General features: G+C 67.6%; 16 protein-coding genes and 2 tRNA genes. 11 read left to right on the plus strand and 7 right to left on the minus strand.

Features of this window, described 5'->3' with window-relative positions; genetic code table 11:
• The first annotated feature begins 36 nt into the window (after positions 1-36).
• Positions 37-633, plus strand: a complete 597-nt coding sequence (gene orn / locus Vlu01_RS02715) for an oligoribonuclease (protein ID WP_203992629.1) — start codon at positions 37-39, stop codon at positions 631-633.
• A gap of 134 nt (positions 634-767) precedes the next feature.
• Positions 768-843 (plus strand) — tRNA-His (locus Vlu01_RS02720).
• Between the two features lie 101 nt (positions 844-944).
• Here the strand turns inward: Vlu01_RS02720 and Vlu01_RS02725 are convergent.
• Positions 945-2,210, minus strand: a complete 1,266-nt coding sequence (locus Vlu01_RS02725; RefSeq protein WP_203993570.1) for a L,D-transpeptidase — start codon at positions 2,208-2,210, stop codon at positions 945-947.
• Positions 2,211-2,336: 126 nt separating this feature from the next.
• Entirely contained in the window at positions 2,337-3,590 is a 1,254-nt protein-coding gene (locus Vlu01_RS02730) for a L,D-transpeptidase (RefSeq protein WP_203992632.1), read from the minus strand.
• 187 nt (positions 3,591-3,777) lie between these two features.
• Here Vlu01_RS02730 and Vlu01_RS02735 point away from each other — a divergent pair.
• The 9 genes from Vlu01_RS02735 (at position 3,778) to Vlu01_RS02775 (ending at position 13,781) form a co-directional block, all read left to right on the plus strand.
• A tRNA-Lys gene (locus Vlu01_RS02735) sits at positions 3,778-3,853 on the plus strand.
• A gap of 1,023 nt (positions 3,854-4,876) precedes the next feature.
• Positions 4,877-6,043, plus strand: a complete 1,167-nt coding sequence (locus Vlu01_RS02740) for a nucleotide disphospho-sugar-binding domain-containing protein (protein WP_203992634.1) — start codon at positions 4,877-4,879, stop codon at positions 6,041-6,043.
• Positions 6,040-7,368, plus strand: a complete 1,329-nt coding sequence (locus Vlu01_RS02745; RefSeq protein WP_239095653.1) for an aromatic ring-hydroxylating oxygenase subunit alpha — start codon at positions 6,040-6,042, stop codon at positions 7,366-7,368. The genes Vlu01_RS02740 and Vlu01_RS02745 overlap by 4 nt, the downstream gene beginning before the upstream one ends.
• On the plus strand, positions 7,365-7,892 hold the full coding sequence (locus Vlu01_RS02750) for an aromatic-ring-hydroxylating dioxygenase subunit beta (protein ID WP_203992637.1): 528 nt from the start codon (positions 7,365-7,367) through the stop codon (positions 7,890-7,892). Before Vlu01_RS02745 ends, Vlu01_RS02750 begins: the two co-directional genes overlap by 4 nt.
• 231 nt (positions 7,893-8,123) lie before the next feature.
• The gene (locus tag Vlu01_RS02755) at positions 8,124-8,510 is read left to right on the plus strand and encodes a carboxymuconolactone decarboxylase family protein (protein ID WP_203992640.1); all 387 of its coding nucleotides are present in this window, start codon (positions 8,124-8,126) and stop codon (positions 8,508-8,510) included.
• Positions 8,500-9,030, plus strand: a complete 531-nt coding sequence (locus tag Vlu01_RS02760) for a hypothetical protein (RefSeq protein WP_203992643.1) — start codon at positions 8,500-8,502, stop codon at positions 9,028-9,030. Before Vlu01_RS02755 ends, Vlu01_RS02760 begins: the two co-directional genes overlap by 11 nt.
• Positions 9,031-9,110: 80 nt before the next feature.
• Positions 9,111-10,055 (plus strand): glycosyltransferase, encoded by a 945-nt coding sequence (locus Vlu01_RS02765; RefSeq protein WP_203992645.1) that lies wholly within the window; start codon positions 9,111-9,113, stop codon positions 10,053-10,055.
• A 116-nt stretch (positions 10,056-10,171) separates the two neighbouring features.
• Positions 10,172-12,004, plus strand: a complete 1,833-nt coding sequence (locus Vlu01_RS02770) for an ABC transporter ATP-binding protein (RefSeq protein WP_203992648.1) — start codon at positions 10,172-10,174, stop codon at positions 12,002-12,004.
• A 1-nt stretch (position 12,005) separates the two neighbouring features.
• Complete coding sequence (locus Vlu01_RS02775) at positions 12,006-13,781, plus strand: ABC transporter ATP-binding protein (protein ID WP_239095672.1); 1,776 nt, start codon at positions 12,006-12,008, stop codon at positions 13,779-13,781.
• Positions 13,782-13,880: 99 nt separating this feature from the next.
• On the opposite strand, the gene Vlu01_RS02780 is transcribed toward Vlu01_RS02775, so the two are convergent.
• Genes Vlu01_RS02780 through Vlu01_RS02800 form a run of 5 tightly spaced genes read right to left on the minus strand, consistent with a single transcriptional unit; the run spans position 13,881 to position 20,128 of the window.
• Entirely contained in the window at positions 13,881-14,819 is a 939-nt protein-coding gene (locus Vlu01_RS02780) for an oxidoreductase (protein WP_203992663.1), read from the minus strand.
• A gap of 42 nt (positions 14,820-14,861) precedes the next feature.
• Entirely contained in the window at positions 14,862-15,875 is a 1,014-nt protein-coding gene (locus Vlu01_RS02785) for a glycosyltransferase family 2 protein (RefSeq protein WP_203992666.1), read from the minus strand.
• A gap of 32 nt (positions 15,876-15,907) precedes the next feature.
• Positions 15,908-17,041, minus strand: coding sequence for a glycosyltransferase family 4 protein (locus Vlu01_RS02790; RefSeq protein WP_203992669.1), 1,134 nt, complete (start codon positions 17,039-17,041; stop codon positions 15,908-15,910).
• A gap of 55 nt (positions 17,042-17,096) precedes the next feature.
• Positions 17,097-18,212, minus strand: a complete 1,116-nt coding sequence (locus Vlu01_RS02795; RefSeq protein WP_203992672.1) for a lysylphosphatidylglycerol synthase transmembrane domain-containing protein — start codon at positions 18,210-18,212, stop codon at positions 17,097-17,099.
• Between the two features lie 41 nt (positions 18,213-18,253).
• Complete coding sequence (locus Vlu01_RS02800) at positions 18,254-20,128, minus strand: AfsR/SARP family transcriptional regulator (protein WP_203992675.1); 1,875 nt, start codon at positions 20,126-20,128, stop codon at positions 18,254-18,256.
• Positions 20,129-20,167: the final 39 nt, after the last annotated feature.

Here is a 20,167-nt window from a genome sequence, read left to right on the forward strand (position 1 = left end):
GGCGCGCAGCCACGATACTTGGGCTGAGCGTAGGCTGTGCCGATGGCTGATCTTCTCGTCTGGATCGACTGTGAGATGACCGGGCTGGACCTCCGTGGCGACAAGCTGATCGAAGTCGCCGCGCTGGTCACCGATCCCGATCTCAACGTGCTCGGCGACGGTGTCGACGTGGTGATCCACACCGACGACGCCGCACTGGACGCGATGCCCGAGGTCGTCCGGACGATGCACGGCAAGTCGGGGCTGACCGACGAGGTACGCCGCTCCACAGTCACCCTGGCCGAGGCGGAGGAACGGGTACTCGAATACGTCTCCCGCCACGTCAAGGATCCGCGTACCGCCCCGCTCTGCGGCAACTCGATCGCCACCGACCGTGGCTTCATCGCCCGAGACATGCCCCGCCTCGACGCCCACCTGCACTACCGCATGATCGACGTCTCCTCGATCAAGGAACTGTGCCGCCGCTGGTACCCCCGCGTGTACTTCGGCCAGCCGCAGAAGGGCCTGGCGCACCGGGCCCTGGCCGACATCCGGGAGAGCATCCGGGAGCTGGAGTACTACCGGCGCACGATCTTCGTTCCCCTGCCCGGACCCGACGTGGAGACCGCCAAGGCGATTGCCGGAGAACTCTGACCGCTCCGGGCGGCTGTGGCGTGCTCCACGTCGACGCGTGGCGCCCCGACGCAACCCGCTGGACGAGGTCGGCGGTGGTGGGGGTATGATTTCAGCGCACCCGCACCGGGCGTTCGACCGGGCGCGGAGGCATGGTGGCTGTAGCTCAGTTGGCAGAGCACCGGGTTGTGGTCCCGGTTGTCGTGGGTTCAATTCCCATCAGTCACCCCACCGGTCAGGCCCCCTCCACGGAGGGGGCCTGACGCGTATGCGGACCCGACCGGTTATCCGACGGCGGCCTCCCACCAGGGGAGATCGCCGTCGTGACGGGTTCAGGCGGTCGGGGTTTCGCTGACTGAGATGCCCGGGTCGTCCGCCTCGGGCTCCGCCGGCTCGTACGGCAGGGCGCTGCCCTTGACGTACTCCGCCCAGCTGACGTTCCAGTCGGTCCAGCCGTTGCCGTTCGTCAGCTTGCGCTCGGTGCCCTTGACGACGATCGGGTCACCGACCTTCGTGTTGTTGAACAACCAGGCACCGTTGGCCATCGAGACGTTCACACAACCGTGCGAGACGTTTGTCGTGCCCTGCTGCCCCTCCGACCACGGTGCGGCGTGAATGAACTCACCACCCCAGGTGAGCCGCTGCGCGTAGTCGATCTTCGTCCGGTAGCCGTCCTCGGGGCCCAGCTCGTCGTACGTGTCGAAGACGGTCTTGCGCAGTTTCTCCATCACCACCATCGTGCCGCTGGACGACGGGGTGCTCTTCTTGCCCAGGCTCACCGGAATCGTCTTGATCGTCTCGCCGTCCCGGGTCACCGTCATCCGCTTGGTCCGGTTGTCCACCGTCATGAGCAGCTTCGGTCCGATGGCGATGTCGACGCTCAGGTCGGCCCGGCCGTACCAGCCGTCGCCGAGCGGCAGCCCGCCGGCCTGAACCCGATAGGAGACCTTGCTGCCGGCCTGCCAGAACTCCTTCGGCCGGTACCGGACCTCGGTGGGGCTGACCCAGTGCCAGACGCCCTCCTGGACCGGCTCTGAGGTGACCGTCATCCGGCGTTGCAGGTCGGCGCGGTACTGCTCCGGAATGGCCCGGCCGAACTTCACGATCAGCGGCATGGCCACCCCGACCGTCTGGTCGTCACCGAGGAAGCTGATGATGCGTACCTGCTTCTCCGGCTTCTTCATCACGGTGAAGTCGCTGGTCGCGGTCGCCGGAAGGCCGTCGTCGCCGGTCGCGGTGACGGTGGCGGTGTACGCGGCGCCGTAGGTCAGCGCCTTCGACGGCAGCCAACTGCGGCCATCGTCGGCGAGACTGCCCTCGACCACCTCACCCTCGGCATCGGTCAGCTTGACCTCGACGTCCTCGGCCTGCTCTGCGGCGAAGGCGATCGCCGCCGACGCCGGCACGTCCTTGGCACCCGCCGCCGGCTCGCTGATGTTCACCGACGCCTTCGCGGCCGGCTGATCGACTCCGTCCTGCCAACCCGGCCCCTTGTCGCCCTTTCCGCCGGTGCAGGCGGAGGTCAGCGCCAACGTCACGGCGAGCAGGCCCGCCGCGAGCACCTCCCGCCGCCGGTTGCGCTGGTCCCGAACTCGCATGGTGTCCTCACAGTCGTGGTCCGCTGCCCCGTCCACATCACTGACGCACCAGTTCACGTACCCGTTGCGGCAGGTGAACCGAAACACGTGGAGCAGGATGTCCGGATAGTGACATATTTCGTCCGGTCATACCGCCGGACCGGCGCCACCATCCGGAACTGGCAGCGCACTGCCCTTGACGAACTCCGACCAGCTCAGGTTCCACGCGGTCCAACCATTGCCCGCCGCCAGCTTGCGCTCGGTGCCGGTGATGGTGATCGGATCTCCGATCTTCGTACGCTTGAAGAGCCAGCGGGCGTTCGCCATCGAGACGTTCACGCAGCCGTGGGAGACATTCTGCCGCCCCTGGACGTGCTCCGACCAGGGCGCCGCGTGAATGTACTCGCCGCCCCAGGTGAGTCGCTGAGCGAACTGGATGTCGGTCACGTACCGGTTCTCCGGATCCGGGTCGTCCATCGTGTCGAAGACAGTGGCTTCCTTCTTCTCCATCACCACGAGGGTGCCGCTGGACGAGGGAGTCTTCTTCTTGCCCAGGCTGACCGGCAACGTCTTGATCAGCTGACCGTCCTCGTACACCCGCATCTGCTTGTCGGAGTTGGTCACCTTCATCTCGAAGGCCGAGCCGATCTTCGCGGTGGCGTTGCGGTCGACGTTGCCGAAGCGGCCGTTGCTCAACGGAATGCCGGCCAGCGCGATGCGTACGGTCAGCTTGGTGCCGGCCTTCCAGTACTCCGGGGCGCGGTAGTACGCCTGCGTGCCGTTGCTCACCCAATGCCAGGCGCCCGGCTGCGGCGGGTCGGTCTGTACGAACATCCGCTTCTGCACCTTGGCTCGGTCCTTCTTCGGGATGCCCGGATGGAACTCCGCCACCACGGGCATCGCCACCCCGTACGTCCGGTCATCGAACAGGTACAACCCCGAGGTGATCATCGAACCCGGCTTGGCCATCGTGGTGAACGTGCTGGTCCCCTCGCTGACCGTGCCGTCCGGCCCCTTCGAGGAGACGATGGCGGTGTAGCGGGTCGACCACTTCAGCGGGGCCGACGGAACCCACGAAGATCCGTCCGTACGCAGCTTGCCCTTGACCGACTTGCCATCCTCGGTCTTGAGCGTGACCTGCGACACCTGGCCGCCCTCCGGCAGCTTCGCGCCGATCTCCACGCTGACCGGCCGGTCCTTCGCCCCGTCGGCCGGGCTCACCGCCAGCGGCGGGCCGCTCGGCACCTGCGGTGTCTCCGGCGTGCCCGCACCTGTCGCTCCGGGTTTCTCACCGGGTACGAACTCAGCCGCCGTGCGCTCCTCACCGCAGCCCGACAATGCCAGCGACGCCACCAGCCCCAAGGCGCTCAACAACGCCCCGGCCCGCGCGAACCTGCCCATCCCCACCCCTGTCGTTGCGCACCTGGCGGACATCGTGCCGTATCGCTGTCGCCCGGCATCACCTCGGTCCCACCCTTTGCAAGGGATTTTCGTCAAATGTCTGGAAAGCTCGACCGAAGGGAGGACCCGGGTATCGGATTGGAACCCGGTTCAGGGCGCGTGCTACTGTTCACCCCGTTGTCAGCGAGCGCCGCTAGCTCAACTGGCAGAGCAGCGGACTCTTAATCCGCGGGTTCGGGGTTCGAGTCCCTGGCGGCGCACCAACGAACAAGGCCCTGACCTGGTAGAACTCTGCCGGTCGGGGCCTTTTTCGCGTACGCCGGTGGTCGGTGGTGGCTCGGTGGGTGCTCGGGAGCCGTTGGACCGAGGCGGCTAACGGTGGACGCGGTGCGTGGCATGGCCACCGGGCTACGTGCGACCCGGGCATGTCCGGACTGCGATCAGCCGTGGCCAGCCGTGGTTGAACGATCCGCATGGGCAAGTCCGGTTGCCGTCTTGAACGCCGTCGTCCAGGGGAAGGCGCGCCGATCCCCGCCGCCGGTCCGGGGCTCGGCATCGTGGGCGGTGCGCGCCGCACACGTGACAGTGGCGTTCATAGTCGGCCTTCCTTGTCTGCCGGAGCACGAAGTCGGCCCGCAGCGTGTGCGCCGCGGGCCGATCGGGTCGCCGTATCGGGAAAAGGCAGGGAGAGGCCGCTATCGAAGAGCGGGGAATCTCTGGCACGGACCTCGTCCGCGAGCCGGCACCGGTTAGCCAGTGAGCACGCCTCATGGCTCGGCCAAGACGACATTTCAAGCTTCATCGACACCATCGCATGAAATCCGGCGACTCGGCCGGAAGGGTTATGAGTTCGGATCTCGACGACTTCGCTGTCGAGCAATCGGGCCTGCGTGCTGAGGGTCGAGGCGGAGGATCGTCAAAGTCCGCGGCGTTGCGGTGTGCCGGCACGTCAAGCATTGACTCTGATCATGCCATCCGGCACACTTTCCGGAGTCGCCTCGGTGCGGCCGGTAAGCCCTTTGTTGCAAGGTTGTTTCGACAGTCAACGTAGACAGGTCCGGATCCCCACAATGGCGTTGGGGACTGCGTAGATCCTCATACCAGTATTTGGGCGTCGATGGCTTTCTAGCCTGCCGGTCGCGCATGCCTTCGGCGCAGTTATGCCGCTCGTGCGTCGCGGTTCTGGACTCGTCTCTTAAAGCCGGGTGGCGCATTCGTGGCCGGTGCGGCTGATTCAGGCCCAGATCTGAGTCGGCTTGTTCGTTTTCCCATGGATCGGAGATCTAGTGCGCATCGCCTTCCTCACCACGACTCAGCATGGCCACCTCAACCCGTACATTCCGGTGGTCAATGCGCTCCAAGCCGCCGGCAACGAGGTTGTGCTGCTGTTGGTGTCGGCGGACGGTGGCGTGCTCGGCGAGCAGCGTCGCAAGGCCCTGGGCGCGGCGGAGGTCCACATGGTCGGGCAGGTCCAGATGGCGCCGTGGAGCGACGATCCGGCAAAGATCGGTCCGATGCTCGAATCGTCACCGGTGGTGGACCAGGTGGCTGATGCGCTGCGGGCGACGGCGCCGGACTTCGCGCTGCTCGATTCGTTGCCGGTATTGGCGGCAGCGATGGCGGGGGCCCAGGCGTCCGGTGTGCCGTACGGGATGATCTGGGCAAACCTGGGCGGAGTATGCCCGAAGGAGCGTCGGCAAGGTCGCTGGCTGTACGACGAGCAGGTCGGCGACTATCTGACCAGGCGCGAGGTGTTGTGGTCGACCCGGACGCATTCGGCGCGTTCGCCGATTCTCAATGTGATGCCGACGATTCCCTCGCTCGTCGGGGATGAAGCGGTCACCGACGACGGCGTGCAGCTGGTTGGGTTGCCGGGCGCGGCAGGTATCCGCGGCGACGAGGTCGCCTTTCCCGGCCTGGAGGAGATCGAACCCGGCCGGCCGCTGGTGTTCGTCTCCTTCGGCACGATCTTCTACAGACGGCCCGAACTCCTACGCACGGTGATCATGGGGGCGGTGAAGACCGGTGCGCAGGTGATCGCCTCGGTGGGAGATCTCGCTGAGGAACTCGCGCTGCCCGCCGACGTGCTTACCGCCCCGTACGTGCCCCAACGTGAGGTGCTTGAGCGCGCCGACGTGTTCATCACCCATGGCGGCTACAACTCGGTGGCGGAGTCGATCCGGGCGGCGACACCGATGCTGGTGATCCCGCTGGCCGTGGATCAGCCTATCCAGGCGTACTTCGTGGAAACCGCGGGCTTCGGGACGGCATTGGAGCCGGCCGACGTCTCAGAACAGGCAGTCGCTGACGCTGTGACCAATTTGCTTGATCCCGGCCGGGACTACCGGGCGCGGCTGCGCGCGGCGCAGCCCGAGTGCGGTGATTCCGCCGCGCGCACGGCAGAAATAGTCGGCAGCATGAGCGAGAAGCTACAGCGAAAGGGGGAGCAGTGACGATAGAACTGCAGCGGCCGGTGGACGGCCAGATCGTGTTCGACGATCCCGAAAATTTGTCGTTCCGGGTGGACCGTCGGGCCTACACCGACGACGACGTGGCCGCACAGGAGATGACCAAGATCTTCGATCGCTGCTGGTTGTACGTCGGGCACGAATCGGAGGTGCCCGAGCTGGGCTCCTATGTGTCACGTGACGTCGGAGGGCGCCCGGTGGTCATGGCGCGCGGCTCCGACGGGGTGATTCGAGTGCTTGCCAACAGCTGCCCGCACCGCGGGGCTCTGATTTGCTCGCAGTCAGCCGGGCAGGCCAGATCGTTCCGGTGCCCTTACCACGACTGGACATTCTCCAACCAGGGTGACCTGGTCGGGGTTCCACTCCCGGACGGGTATGGCCCAGGCTTCCGCAAGTCCGACTTCGGCCTGGCGCGGCACCGTAGCGACAGTTACCGGGGTTTCGTGTTCGCGACCTTCGATCCTGAGCAGCCACTCACCTTGACCGAGCATCTGGCGGGCGCGACGGAGTACCTCGATCTGATCGCCGACCAGTCCGAAGTAGGGATGGAGGTGATCCAAGGCGCGCAGTTGCACGGGGCTCGGGCCAACTGGAAGCTCATGATGGAGAACAGCGTCGACATCTACCATTTCCGCGCCCTGCACAAGCGTTACGTGAGCTACATCGAGTCGCTGGGGACGATGGCACCGCGACGACGAGGCGGCTTCGCTCGCGCTCTCGGACGAGGGCATGGCGCCAATGAGTTGGTACCGGCGGCAGCCCGGCCGCTCGCCTACTGGACGCCGATGTTTCCTCCCGAGGTCAAGTCACGGATGGAGGCGACGGCCGCCCGGTTCGTCGAACGGTTCGGCGCCGAACGCGCCCAGCGAATCACCGGCGCCAACCGGGCGTTGATGATCTTCCCCAATCTGATGATCATCGACGCCATCGGGATCACCATCCGCAAGATCGACCCGGTCAGCGCCGGCCAGATGTCCATCACCTCAGTCGCGCTGGCCCCCCAGGACGAGGATCCGGACATACGGGAACTGCGTAAGAGTCACTACCTGACCTTCCTCGGTCCCGCCGGCTTCGCCACCCCCGACGACATCGAGATCATCGAGTCCTGTCAACGGGGCTACCTCAATCGCACACTCCGCCACTCGGACCTGTCACGCGGTATGGCCAAGGAGGTCCCCGAGACCACCGACGAGCTCCCAGCCCGGGAGTTCTGGCGGCAGTGGGACCGGTTGATGCACGACGGCGACGACCGCGAGGAAAATCACCACCTCACTCAGCGGGCTGAAAGGCAAGGGGGGCAACGGCGATGACCACCGACACGATCAACACCGAGCCGGCGGTCGACGAGACGGCCCAGATGCGGTTGTGGCACCGGGTGAGCCAGTTCCTCTTCCGCGAGGCGCGGCTGCTCGACGAGTGGCGCCTGCGCGAGTGGTACGACGAGATGCTGACCGACGACATCCGCTACCTGGTGCCGGCCACGGACGTCCGGGGCGAGCCGGCCGACGCGCTCGGGCTCATCGACGACAACGCCGCCCGGCTGCGCCAGCGGATCGAGCAGATCCTCAACGGCGAGGTGTGGTGCGAGAATCCCCGCTCGCGGACGAATCGGATGATCAGCAACGTAGAGATTGTGGCTGATCGGGGCACGCACCTCGATGTGGCGGCGAATGTCGTCGTGTACCGGTTCGGGCACGGGCGCTCTGACTGTTACGTCGGAAAATTTCGGCTCGAACTCGCCGTCGAGGGCGAGTCGTTCCGGGTCCGGAGACGTCTCGTGGTGCTCGACCACGAGAGTCTTTACGAACACGGAAAGCTCAGCATCATCCTCTGAGATCTGACCGGGACACGGCCCTCCTCGCGCTTCGGGCGCGGGGGTGGGTCTGGTCAGGCTGCGCCGGTACCTGCCGCGCTGATCGACGATGCCGGCGGCGGGGCCTCGGCGGCGTTGCCGCCTTCTCGCTGGTACCGACATCTGCGCCCCCGTCGCTGCTCGTCGCGTTCGAGGCGACGTAGAAGTTCCTCACTGTCCGACAGGCCACCTGGCACCACCAAGGAGTGATCGATGAGCCAGCCGCTTGCCCGACATGAGCGGGGTGAGGCCATGTTCAAGCACGTCTTCGGCCGCGAACCCCGCCCAGGCTCCTACCCCGACTTCCTGAAGCTCACCATCGACCACTTGTTCGGTGAGATCTGGACCCGCCCGCACCTGAGTGTCGAGGAACGCGAATTGATCGCGCTGACCGCGGTCGCACTGGCCCGGACCGACTGGGAGCTGCGCGGCCACATCGGTGCCGCCCTCCACCTCGGGATGCCACGAGAGAAGATCGTCGAAATCATCATCCAGCTCGCCTACTACGGGGGTTGGCCGGTCGCCAACAACGGGCTGCGCATCGCCCAGGAGGTATTCGCCGAGCTTGACACCGGCAAGGACACCGACCATGACCAGTGACCCTGCTCCCCTCGACCCCACCGTCAAGGTCGACCTCTGGCGTCAGCGGTTCTTCGAGGCCCAGGCGGCCGCCGAAGAGTTCATTCTCGGCATGCACGGTGATGAAGGCGTATCCGCGTGGATTCAGGCGAACTCGCGCATCACCGCGGACCTACTGCGATCGCAGCGGCCCGCCGGAGAGTCTGCCACCGCCCACTTCATGGCCCGGCTGCAGCGCCAACTGCTGCTTTACGACTCGGCGGTGACCAGCGAGCCCCAGCCCTCCGGCACCGTCCTGCGCAACACCGAATGTGGGATCCTGCGGTACCGCAAACTGGCCGCCGGTGCCGGCGTCAAACTGACCTTCGCATCACCATGCCAGTACTGTCAGGAACTCAACACCGCCATCGCCGCCCGCTACGTCGAATCGGACGTCACGGTGTCGTGCGAACAGGCAGGCGACGGGTGTACCTGGCGCGCGGAATCCCAGCAGGCCTCAGGGGACGGCGCGGCCGGGTCACCTGACCGTGGCGGTACGTAGATCGTACCGGCGGCAACGCCGTCGATCGTCGGCTAGTCGCACTTGGAATTTCGGTTCTTGCTCTGGGACGGAGACCTCCGATGAAGGCATCAGTGGTTGTACCGACATTCAACTCGTCCGTCTTGCTGGACAGATGCCTTCGCACGTTCCGTTCACAGAGTCTGGCTGTCGACGATTCCCTCGAAGTGCTCATCGTGGATGACGGATCGACTGACTCGACAGCAGAGACGGTGCAGCGTCACGTGATGGCGGACTCCCGGTTCCGCTACCTCCATCTGCCTCGTTCTGCAGCCTCGTCCAGAAGTGCCGCAAGAAATCGCGGTGCGGAGGAGTCGACCGGCGACATCCTGATCTTCGTCGATGGTGACCAACTGGTTCCGCCCACCTTTGTTGATGGGCATCTTCGCCACTACCGAGTTGCTTCCGCGAAGAAGGCCGTCATCGGCTTCAGGAAATATCTGCGAGCACCGGAAGCGTTCGATGAGCGCTTTCTTGAGGACGGTGCCGAGGAATTCCTCGGCGGTGTGATAAAAAGCGACATCAGGCTGGACCTGTTGAGCCGCCTGAGCGATATCGGTGGTGGCCTGAAGACGTCGTGGCATCTCTTCTTCACCTGCAACGTGTCTGTTCCCAGTGTCGACTACAAGCACGTCGGTGGGTTCAACGAAGAATTTCGGGGATGGGGCCTGGAGGATTCCGAGTTGGGGTACAGGCTGGAGCGCTTCGGCACGCAGTTCGTCTTCGACGACCAAAGCTTCGCCTACCATCAAGGGCCGCCGCTGAGCCCCAACACCCGTGTCTATGAGGGCTGGCTGAAGAACTTGAGCCTATTCATCGCGCTACACAAGGAATCTCCTGAGGTGATCCTTCAGGCCATGCTTGCGCCAATCTTCAATCCGGCGGTCGGCGCCTACTGGACCGATCTCTACGAGCGGTTCGAAATGTGTGCCAGGTCGACCCCCGCAGCCTTTCCCGGGTCACGTGTCGAGGTCAAGGAAGGTGATGTTCCTGTCGCTCTCGTATAGGCGGAGTTGAGGGACGGGTCCGAGACGTCCACTGGAGGCGCTTGGTGGTGAGGATGCACGAGAGGTCTGTGTGGGCGGAACTTGTCGACGGCCACAGATCGCGCCGCGACGGGCGAATGAGGATCCTGCACCTGGTGCCCAAGGCTGGCTGGTCGCTGGTCTCGTCCGCCGTGCTGGTGCAGATCGCCGCAGGGATCCTGCCGGTCGCGTTCATCCTCGCCACCTCAGCCGTGGTCGCCCGAGTGCCGGACGCGGTAGCCGGCGGGCTCGGGTCGACGGCCTGGAGCGATCTTCGGACCAACTTGATCCTCGCGGCGGCCGCGTTCTTCGGAGTGCAGCTGCTGCTGCCGGTACAGGAACTGCTCGGCAACCTGATCCGCCGCCGCCTCGACGACCTCGTCCGTGACCGGTTGATGGCGGCCTCCCAAGCGAGCGGCGGCGTGGCCGTCATGGAGGATCCGGAACTGCTCGATCACGTCGCCGACGCCAAGGACCGGCTGCGGACCGAAATGTGGTCGCCGGGTGCCGCGGGTGCCGGTCAGATCGCGCTGATTTCGCGGTACCTGCAGACCGTGCTCGCCGCCGGGGTCACGTCGGTCGCCTTCGTGTGGTGGGCCGGGCCGGCTCTGCTCGTCGCGGCCCTGACGATCCGTTTCGGCTACCGGCTCGGCCTGTCGGTGTTCACCGAGGTTTTTCGGAGCACCGCCCGGCTGCGGCGCCGCAGCGAGTATCTCCGCACCATGCTGCTCCAACCCGCGGCGGCGAAGGAGTTGCGGGTCTTCGGGCTCTTACCCTGGCTGAAGCAGGAGTACACGACCGCCGCCATGGACGCCGCGCTCCCGGTCTGGCGAGCCCGGCGCCGGCTGTTCTACGGCCCCTACATTCTCTACGTTCTTGTTGCCTTTGTGCTGCTGGGCGTGCTGCTGACGGGAGCGGCTCAGGCAACGGCGGCCGGACTGCTCGGCCTGGGCGGGTTGATACTCGTATTCCAGGCGTCCCTGGCAGCCATGAGGATCGGCGGGTTCATCGCCGAGTCCGATGTGGCGACTGAGCAGGGCCTCAATGCCTACCGGTCGGTGGAGCGGATCGAGAGGATGAGCGAAGCCGACGCCCGCACCACCGAGAGCGGCAGGGGTGATCCGGCTGGACTGCCCAGGACAGTGCTGCGATTCGACAAGGTGTCCTTCGCCTACCCGGGCGGGCCACCGGTGCTGAACGACCTCGACCTCACCATCGAGGCGGGCCGGTCGCTCGCGATCGTCGGCCTCAACGGCGCAGGCAAGACCACCCTCGTGAAGCTGTTGGCCCGGCTCTACGAGCCGACGACCGGGGCGATCACCGCTGACGGCGTCGACATTCGGACCTTTCCGGCCACCGCCTGGCAGCGCCGGGTAGCGGCGATCTTTCAGGACTTCACCCACTTCGAGTTGCCGGTGCGCGACAACGTCGCCTTCGGGGCGATCGAGATGCTCGCAGAGCCGGAGCGTGCCGACAAGGTGGTCCGGGCCGCCCTGGAAAGGGCCGGCGCGGCGGATTTCGTCAACCGTCTCCCCCGTGGCCTGGAGACTCCACTGTCGCGGCGATACGCCGGCGGCGCCGAACTGTCCGGCGGGCAGTGGCAGCGCATCGCGATCGCCCGTGCTCTCGTCGCAGTCGAGGGTGGCGCCGGCATTCTCGTCCTCGACGAGCCGACCGCCAACCTGGACGTGCGGTCGGAGGTGGCGTTCTTCGAGCGGTTCCTCGACCTGACACGGGGAGTCACCAGTTTAGTCATCTCGCACCGATTCTCCACGGTGCGCCGTGCCGACCGGATCGTCGTGCTGGAACACGGTCGCGTCGTCGAGGAGGGTACCCACGAGGAGCTGCTCGCCCTCGACGGTCGCTATGCGGAGCTTTTTCGGTTGCAGGCTGCGCGGTTCACCGAGGAAGAGGTAGAAGGCTGTGAATAGCATGCTGCGCAGCGTCGGCGCGACGCTGGCCTCGGCGTGGCGGCTCAGCCCGGGGAGGCTGATCACCGCCGCCCTGTTGATGATGCTCGGTGCCGTGAGTGGGCCCCTGCTGGCGCTCTTTCTGGGTGTGGCGGTCGACGCGGCCCTCGACGGACGGACCGATGTCGCCGTCTGGACGGCGGCGGCCGCCGCCGTGAGTGTCCTGCTCAGCTTGACGATGGAGCACTTCGCCCACATCTTCTTCTTCGAACTCGGTGATCTGCACAAGCAGGACACCGAACGTCAGCTCGGCGACCTGGCGCACGGGCCGGTCGGGCTAACGCTGCACGAGCGGCGCGACGCCGCAGATCGCTTCGAGCTGCTCCGACAGCAGTCGTGGACGCTGAGTCAGAGCGTGCAGACCGTCCTGACGATCGGGGTGCTACTCACCCAGATCACCCTGACCGCCGTGCTCCTCGCCCGCATCGAGCCGTGGCTGCTCCTGCTGCCGATCTTCGGTGTCCCCCCGCTGATCGCCGGGCGGCTGGCCGAGAAGCGGCTGGAACGTGCCGAACTCGTGACCGCCGAGTCGGCCCGCATGAGCTGGCACCTGTTCGAGCTGGCCCTCAGCTCGAGAGCCGCCAAGGAGATTCGGCTCTTCGGGCTCGGCGGAGAGCTCCGCCGCCGCCATGGGGTGGTCCGCCGCGAGGTGGACAGCCGACTGCGCCGGGCTGAATGTGTCGGCGCAGCCCTGCGGTTCACCGGTCAGCTGATCTTCGCGCTCGGGTACATCGGCTCCATCGTCCTGGTCGTCCGCGCCGCAATCAGCGGCGAGCGCACCGTCGGCGACGTTGTCCTCGCCATCACGCTGGCCGTGCAAACTAACGCGCAGGCTGCCGGTGCCGTCGCGCTCGCCCAGGCGCTGCAACGCAACGCCCGCGCCTTCGGCTGGTTGAGCTGGATCCGCGATGCCACGCCGCCGGAACCCGGGCCGCCGGCTGACCAGACACCGCCCGCCGTCCTCACCGACGGCATCGAGCTGCGTGACGTCGCGTTCCGCTACCCGGGCACCGATGTCGACGTGCTGCAGGGCCTCAGGCTGCGCATCCCTTCCGGCACGATCGTCGCCATCGTCGGCGACAACGGTTCCGGCAAGTCCACCCTGGTCAAGTTGCTCTGCCAATTCTACCGGCCAACCGCAGGCGAGATCACCATAGATGGTGCCGACCTGCGGCGGCTCGACCCGCTGGGATGGCGCCAGCGGATCTCCGCCAGCTTCCAGGACTACCTCCGGCTGGAGCTGCGGGCCCGGAGCAGCATCGGCCTCGGTGACCTGCCTCGACTCGACGAGCCGGGCGCGGTGGAGCGGGCAATCCGGCGAGCAGACGCCGAGGAGGTGATCGACCGGCTGCCGGCCGGCCTGGAGACCTACCTTGGCACGTCCTACGACAACGGCAGTGAACTGTCGGGCGGGCAGTGGCAGCGTATCGCGTTGAGCCGGTCGATGATGCGCGATGATCCGCTGCTGCTGTTGCTCGACGAACCCGCCGCCGCCCTGGACCCGCTGACCGAGCACGCCTTGTTCGACCGGTACGCCGACGCGGCGCGTGACGTGGGCATCCGTACCGGCGGAGTCACCGTCTTTGTGTCACACCGGTTCTCGACCGTCCGGATGGCTGACCTGATCCTGGTCGTGTCGGACGGGCGGATCGTAGAGTCCGGCAGCCACGACGAGTTGCTGGCGCTCAACGGTATGTACGCCGAATTCTTCAGCCTGCAGGCGGCCGCATATCGCTGATCGGGTCTCGTGAACAGTCGGAACGAGTGGGGGTGGGCCCGGCCGGCCGGGCCCACCCGTGTCACGTCCAGCGGGCTGGCAACCGGCCCGCCGCTCCGACTACTCGGACTTGCCGAACGCGTCGACGCCGGTCAACTCGGCCGAGAGCGCCCAGAGCCGCTCGGCCGCCTCGCGGTCGGCGGGGCCGTCGAAGGTCTTGGCCACCGTGCACGCCTGACAGTAGCCGCCGCCCGCCTCCGCCAGTCGCGGTGACGTCGCGGCCCAGACCTGGGTCGCGGCGCCCTGCTCGGGTGCCCGGAACTCGGGCAGCAGGGCCGTGCCGTTCTCGTCGATCCAGCCGGCACCGACCATCTCCTCCTTGGAGAGGTGCCGCTGCAACGGGGTGAGGATGTAGCCGGGGTTCACCGAGAAGGCCCGTACCCCGGCTGCCCGGCCCAGCCGGTCGAGTTCGGCGGCGAAGAGGATGTTGGCCGACTTCGACTGGCTGTACGCGGCCCACTTGTCGTAGCCGTTCTCGAAGTGCACGTCGTCCCAGTTGATCCGCGGCGTCTCCCCGGCGCCCGAGGCGGTGACGACGACGCGCGCGCCGCCATCCGCGGTGAGCGCCGGCCAGAGCCGGTTGACCAGGGCGAAGTGCCCGAGGTGGTTGGTCGCGAACTGAGCCTCCCAGCCATCACCCACCCGGGTCAGCGGAGTGGCCATGATGCCCGCGTTGTTGATCAGGATGTCGATGGGACGACCCGATTCGAGGACGCGGTCGGCGAAGTTCCGGACGCTGTCGAGGTCGGCGAGGTCGAGTTCGTCGACCTCCACGCCGGCGATCCCCGCGACCGCCTCCCGCGCGACGTCCGTACGGCGGGCCGGAACGAGGACCCGGGCACCGGCGGCGGCGAGGGCCCGGGTGGTCGCCAGGCCCAGGCCGGAGTATCCGCCGGTGACGATGGCGAACTTACCGGAGAGGTCGATGCCGGCGAGCACCTCCGTCGCTGTGCTGTCGATCCCGAAACCCTGGTCGTCAGGCTGATCAGAAAGAGTCATGTTCAACTTTCCGGTCGGGCACCGCTATTGCTGGCGCGCGGGTCAGGCGGGGTTCTCGACGCGGTAGAGCCGCCGCGTCATTCGTGGGAACAGCAGTCCCTGCAGAATGCCGAGGCTGGCCGCCACCGCCGAGGTGAGCGTCACCAATAGGTGAAGCACCGTGAATTGTAGTCCAAAAAGGACTCCGTGGTGACGATAGGCGTAGCCGTAGGTGCGCTTGTCGAGCCCGATGCTGATCCCGGTCAGCACCGCGGCGGCGAGGAGCGCCCAGGGGCCGAGGATCGCCGCCGAGGCCAGCGCGATCACCGCCGCGAGCAGGAAGGCGCTGCCCAAAGCCCGATATCCGGTGCCGGCGCCACCCGGAAGCTTGTTCAGCCGCAGCCAGTTCGGCGCGCCGAGCCGGGTGCGGTTGAACACCTTGGTCAGCATCACCCGCAGCGTACCGTCGTGGTCGTGCCGTCCCCGGATGGTGGGTACGGCTTTGACCTCGTACCGGGCGTTGAGCCGGAAGCCGTAGTCCTGCTCCTCGGTCCAGCGGAGCCGGTCGTTGAACTCGCCGATTTCCAGGAACGTCTCCTTCTTCATCGCGAAGAGCGCCGAGTGCAGACCCGGGATGGCGCCCTCGATCTCGCAGAACCAGACGTACTGCTGGATGGCGCGGTAGCGCTTGACCAGGCTGTCGGGAAACATCGGCTCGGCCCGGTACATGCCGCAGATCGCGCCGAGTTGCGGCTCTTCCCGCAGGTGGTCGACCGCCCGCTCGACCGCGTCGGGGTCGAGCGCGACGTCGGAGTCCACAAAGAACAACACCTCACCCTTGGCGTGCCGGGCGCCCAGGTTCCGCGCCGTGGAGACGCCGCTGTTGACCGGCACCTGCAGCACCGTGACGTCGAGCGCTCTGGCGATCGCCACCGAGTCGTCCGTGCTCGCGTCGTCGGCCACGATCACCTCGACGGCCGGGTACGTCTGGTTCTGCGCCGCTCTGATGCACTCGCCGATGGTGCTGGCGTAGTTGTAGTTCGGAATGATCACGGAGACGAGTGGCTGCTCATTCATCGGGCTCCAACCTTTCTTTTGTCTCATCGGTGTTACCGTGCCGCGGTGCGTCCGCGAAGGGTGGTGAAGAGAACCTCGTACGCGTCCAGCGACGCCGCCACGGAGAAACGCGCCCGTGCCGCCCGGGCCTTCTGCTCCTTCCAATGCCGCGGCACCGCCGCCAGTTCGGAGATGGCCCGCTCCAGCGCCTGTGGATCCCGGGGCGGAACCACCCGACCGAAGCCGGTCGCGGCCACGGGGTACCGGTTGCCGGGGAGATCGGTCGTCACCGACGGAATGCCGCTCATCATCGCCTCGGCCAGTACGGTGCCGAACGAACTGGCGACCGCCGGCAGCGCGAACACGTCGACCGAGGCGTAGAAGTCGTTGACCTCCCGGCCGCGCAGCTCGCCGAGGATCCGTACCCGACTGTCCCGGTCGATCTCGGACTGCACCGCCATGAGATCGCCACCGGCCACCTCGTGGTAGTTGCCCGCGATCAACAGCCGGGCGGCGGGGTCGACGATCCGCTGGAACGCCCGGACCAGGTAGCCGACGCCCTTGTCCGCCACGATCCGGCCCAGGAAGCCGACGTGCAGGCCGCCGGTCTCCCGGTATCGGGGCTCACCGCCCCGCCGGTCCAGGCACGGCGGCGTGATGGGGGTGAAGTTGCGGTTGCGGATGACCGGCCAGAACCGCGAGGCGTGCGCCTGGTCGTGGCTGCTTGCCACCACTGCGGCGGAGCGGCGGATGGCCGCTCGGGAGGCGACGTCCGAGGCCCGCGCGAAGGCCCGGCCCGACCAGCCTGCCGGCAGGTGCGGGTCGCTGTGCAGCATGCTCACCACCGGTACGCGGCGGGCCAGCGGCATCAGCAGGGCCGCCTCCGGCATCGGCAGGTTGACGTGCAGCAGCGACGAGCTGCGCGCCAGCTGACCGGCCAGGATCGGGTAGCGGGGGGCGACGATCGCCCGGCTCGCCCTCATCAACACCGGGGAACGGTAGATGTCCACCCCGCCGACGGTGTCCCGCAGCGGCAGGTCGGGGTCGTGCTGGGCGGTGACGACGGCGACCCGCCAACCCCGATTGGCCATTCCTTCGGCGATGCTGCGTGCGGTCTGCGTGAAGCCACTGACGTACGGCTCGTAGTGGGTAGCCGCTAGCGTCAGATCGTATTTCCTGTCCGGCATGGGTACCGCATTCTCTGAGGTATCGCTACGGCCGATTACCTAACTTCTGAGCACGTTAGTGGTTTGCCTGTGGCCATATTCTTGGCGATTTCTTGGGAACCGATGGCACGGCATTCGTGTGCTCCGGACCGGTCGCCACCGCCACCGTGGGCACGGTGGGAACCGCCGCCGCCGGGCGTCGCCGGATGATGGCCGCGGCCACCGCCAGGCCGACCCCCGCGGTGGCGAGCTCACTCAGCGTCACCACCACCCGGCTGACCAGCGCCACCACGCCGGCCACCGGAATCGGCAGGATGACACTGAGGGCGGCCGTCACGACCACCTCCCGAACGCCGATGCCGTCGGGGGCGAACACGGCGATCACCCCGGCCACCGCGCCGAGGCCGAACGCGCCGAGGCAGAGCGGCAGCGCGCGCAGCGGCGGGGCCCCCATCGCCACGGCGAGGATCCACAGGTGGGCGCCCCCGATCACCCACGCCAGCAGTTGGGCGACGACCGCCTGCCGGATGCCGGTGCCGCAGATCGCCGTCGACGGCTCGGGTCGGCGGCGCAGCCGGCCGAGCAGGGTCGCGGCCCCACCTACCAGACCGGGGCGGACCAGGACCGCGGCCACCGGCAGGAGGGCCAGCAGGAGCCAGCCGGACGACGCGCCGAACACCTCCGGCCCGGCGGCCAGCCCCACGGTGGCGCCGGTCAGCAGGCTCACCACCAGGGCCAGCAGCCAGGCCGCGCTCATCCGGCCCGCCGGTACCCCGATGGCCCGGCCCATCTCGACGCTGACCAGGAAACCCATCACCTTGCCGGGCACGTACTTGACCAGCTGTCCGAAGTAGAAGATCCGGGCCGCGTCCACGGCGGGAACCCGCTCGCCGACGCCGGCGAGCATGGCCCGCCAGGAGACCATCGTGGCGACCAGACCGGCGGCGTTGGCCAGGACGGCCAGCGTCGTCATCGTCAGGACGAAGCCGGGTCGCTGACCGCGGAGCGTGCCGGCCACCGTGGACCAGTCCTGACCGCGCAGCGCGAGCACGATGAAGACCACGGTCACCGCCAGCAACAGGCTCATGAGTACCCGGCGGGCCACCGTGTGCCAACGCTTCCGGGGCACGGCGGTCACCGGTACGGCGATTTCCGGGAAGGCCTGCGGTGCGTCCAGTTCTTTTGTTGACACGCGCACCTTCTCCGATCGTGGAAAGGAATCGAGCTGGTGGCTCACGCTAACCGCGAACCGCTTGCTTCTTCCTTGTCCGACGGTTCGCCGGTCATTTCTGTCTCGGGCCAGGCGAAGCGTTCCCGGGCGTACAGCCGCAACAGTTCCCCCATTCGGTAACTGCCCGGGGTCGAGGTCTCCAACAGCTGCGCGTCGACCAGCCGCTCCAGGATGCGTTCGGTGTGCGCCTCCGAGCGGGCGAGCACCCGAGCGGCGGTCGACCGGCTGAGTTCGGTCATCGGCGACGTGCCCAGCAACTTGAACGCCTCGGCGATGGCGCGCTGGGAGCGGTCCGGGCTGCCGGAGAGACGATCGTAGGAGCCGGCCAGGCTGGCCCGCAGGCCGACACCGTCGAACTCGAGGTTGTCCAGCCGGCGGCGCTCGTCGGCGAGCCGGTCGCGCAGCTCGGCGAGCGGCCAACCGGGACGTGCCACGAGGCGGGCACCGACGATGCGCAGCGCCAGCGGCAGGCACTCGCACCACTCTGCGATGGCGGTCGCGGCCTCCGGCTCCGCCGCGACCCGTTCCGCCCCGACCCAGTGGCTCAGCAGCGCGATGGCGTCCGGGATGGTGAGCGGTCCGACGCGCAGCTGGCGCACGTCGCTGAGCCCCGCCAGCGGCTGGCGGCTGGTCACCAGCGTCCCGCATCCGGCGCCGCTGGGCAGCAGCGGGCGCACCTGGGCGGCGTCGACGGCGTTGTCGAGGACCAGTAACAGCCGCCGCCCGGCGACGACCGAGCGGAACAGGGCCGCCGCCTCGTCGACCTGCTCTTGGTCGCAGCTCATGCTGACCCCGAGGGTGCGCAGCAGCCGGGCGAGTGCGTCGACCGGCGTCAGCGGCTCGGCGTCCACGCTGGTGCCGCGTAGGGCGATGTACAACTGGCCATCCGGGTAGCGGCTGGTGAGCTTGTGCGCGGCGTGGATGGCCAGGGTGGATTTTCCCACCCCGGCGGTCCCGTAGATCGACACGACCGGGGCCGAGTCACTTGTGCTGGCGGGCATCAGCCAGTTCATGACCGGCGCGAGATCGTCGTGCCGGCCGGAGAATCGGGCGATGTCGGCGGGTAGCTGCCGCGGCATGTGCCGGATCGGGGTGGTGACCGGGCCGACGTTGCCCGGGTACGGCTCGTCGAGTTCGCCGCGGAGTATGGCGACGTGCAGGTTGCGCAGCTCGGGGCCGGGCTCGGCGCCGAACTGCTCGACGACCTGCGCGCGGGTGTCGACGTAGTACTGCAGCGCCTCGGGGGTACGCCCCATCGCGCAGAGCGCCCGCATCTGCAGCGACACGAGCGGTTCGGCGAGCGGGTACGAGCCGAGGATCCGGGCCAGCCGCTCGGCCACCGCCTCCGGGTTGCCGAGCCGTAGCTCCTCGGCGCCCCAGGCGCCGGCCAGGCTGATCAACTGCGATGCCACGCTGCGCCTCACCCGGTTGGCCCAGTCACTGGAGAGGGTGGCGAGTGGGTCTCCTCGCCACAGGTCCATCGCCTCGCGCAGGGCGGCGACCCGCTTCTCGTCATTGATCCCCGTCGCCGCGCGACCGGTGTCGATGAGACGGTTCAGCCGGTGCAGGTCCACCTGCTGGCGCTCGACGTCGAGCACGTAGCCGTCCCCGTGGCGACCCAGGCCGATGGTTCTGCCGGAGCCGTCATCGGCCTGTGCCAGGGCCCGACGCAGCCGGGCGACATGGGCGTAGAGGGCGCTGCGGGGCGCCTCCGGAGCCGCCGGCCCCCACACCCGTTCCGTCAGGGTGTCGATCGACACCGGTGTGCCGGCGTCCACGGCCAGGGCTGCCAGGACTGCGCGACGCTGACGTGGCCCCACGTCCAGCGGGCCATCCGCCGATTCCACCTCGATGGGCCCCAGTAGTCGGATCCTCACATGCTCTCCCCGTGATCACGGCGGACGTCGGCCGGTGTG

It is taken from the genome of Micromonospora lutea, assembly GCF_016863535.1.
Classification (GTDB): Bacteria; Actinomycetota; Actinomycetes; order Mycobacteriales; family Micromonosporaceae; genus Micromonospora; species Micromonospora lutea.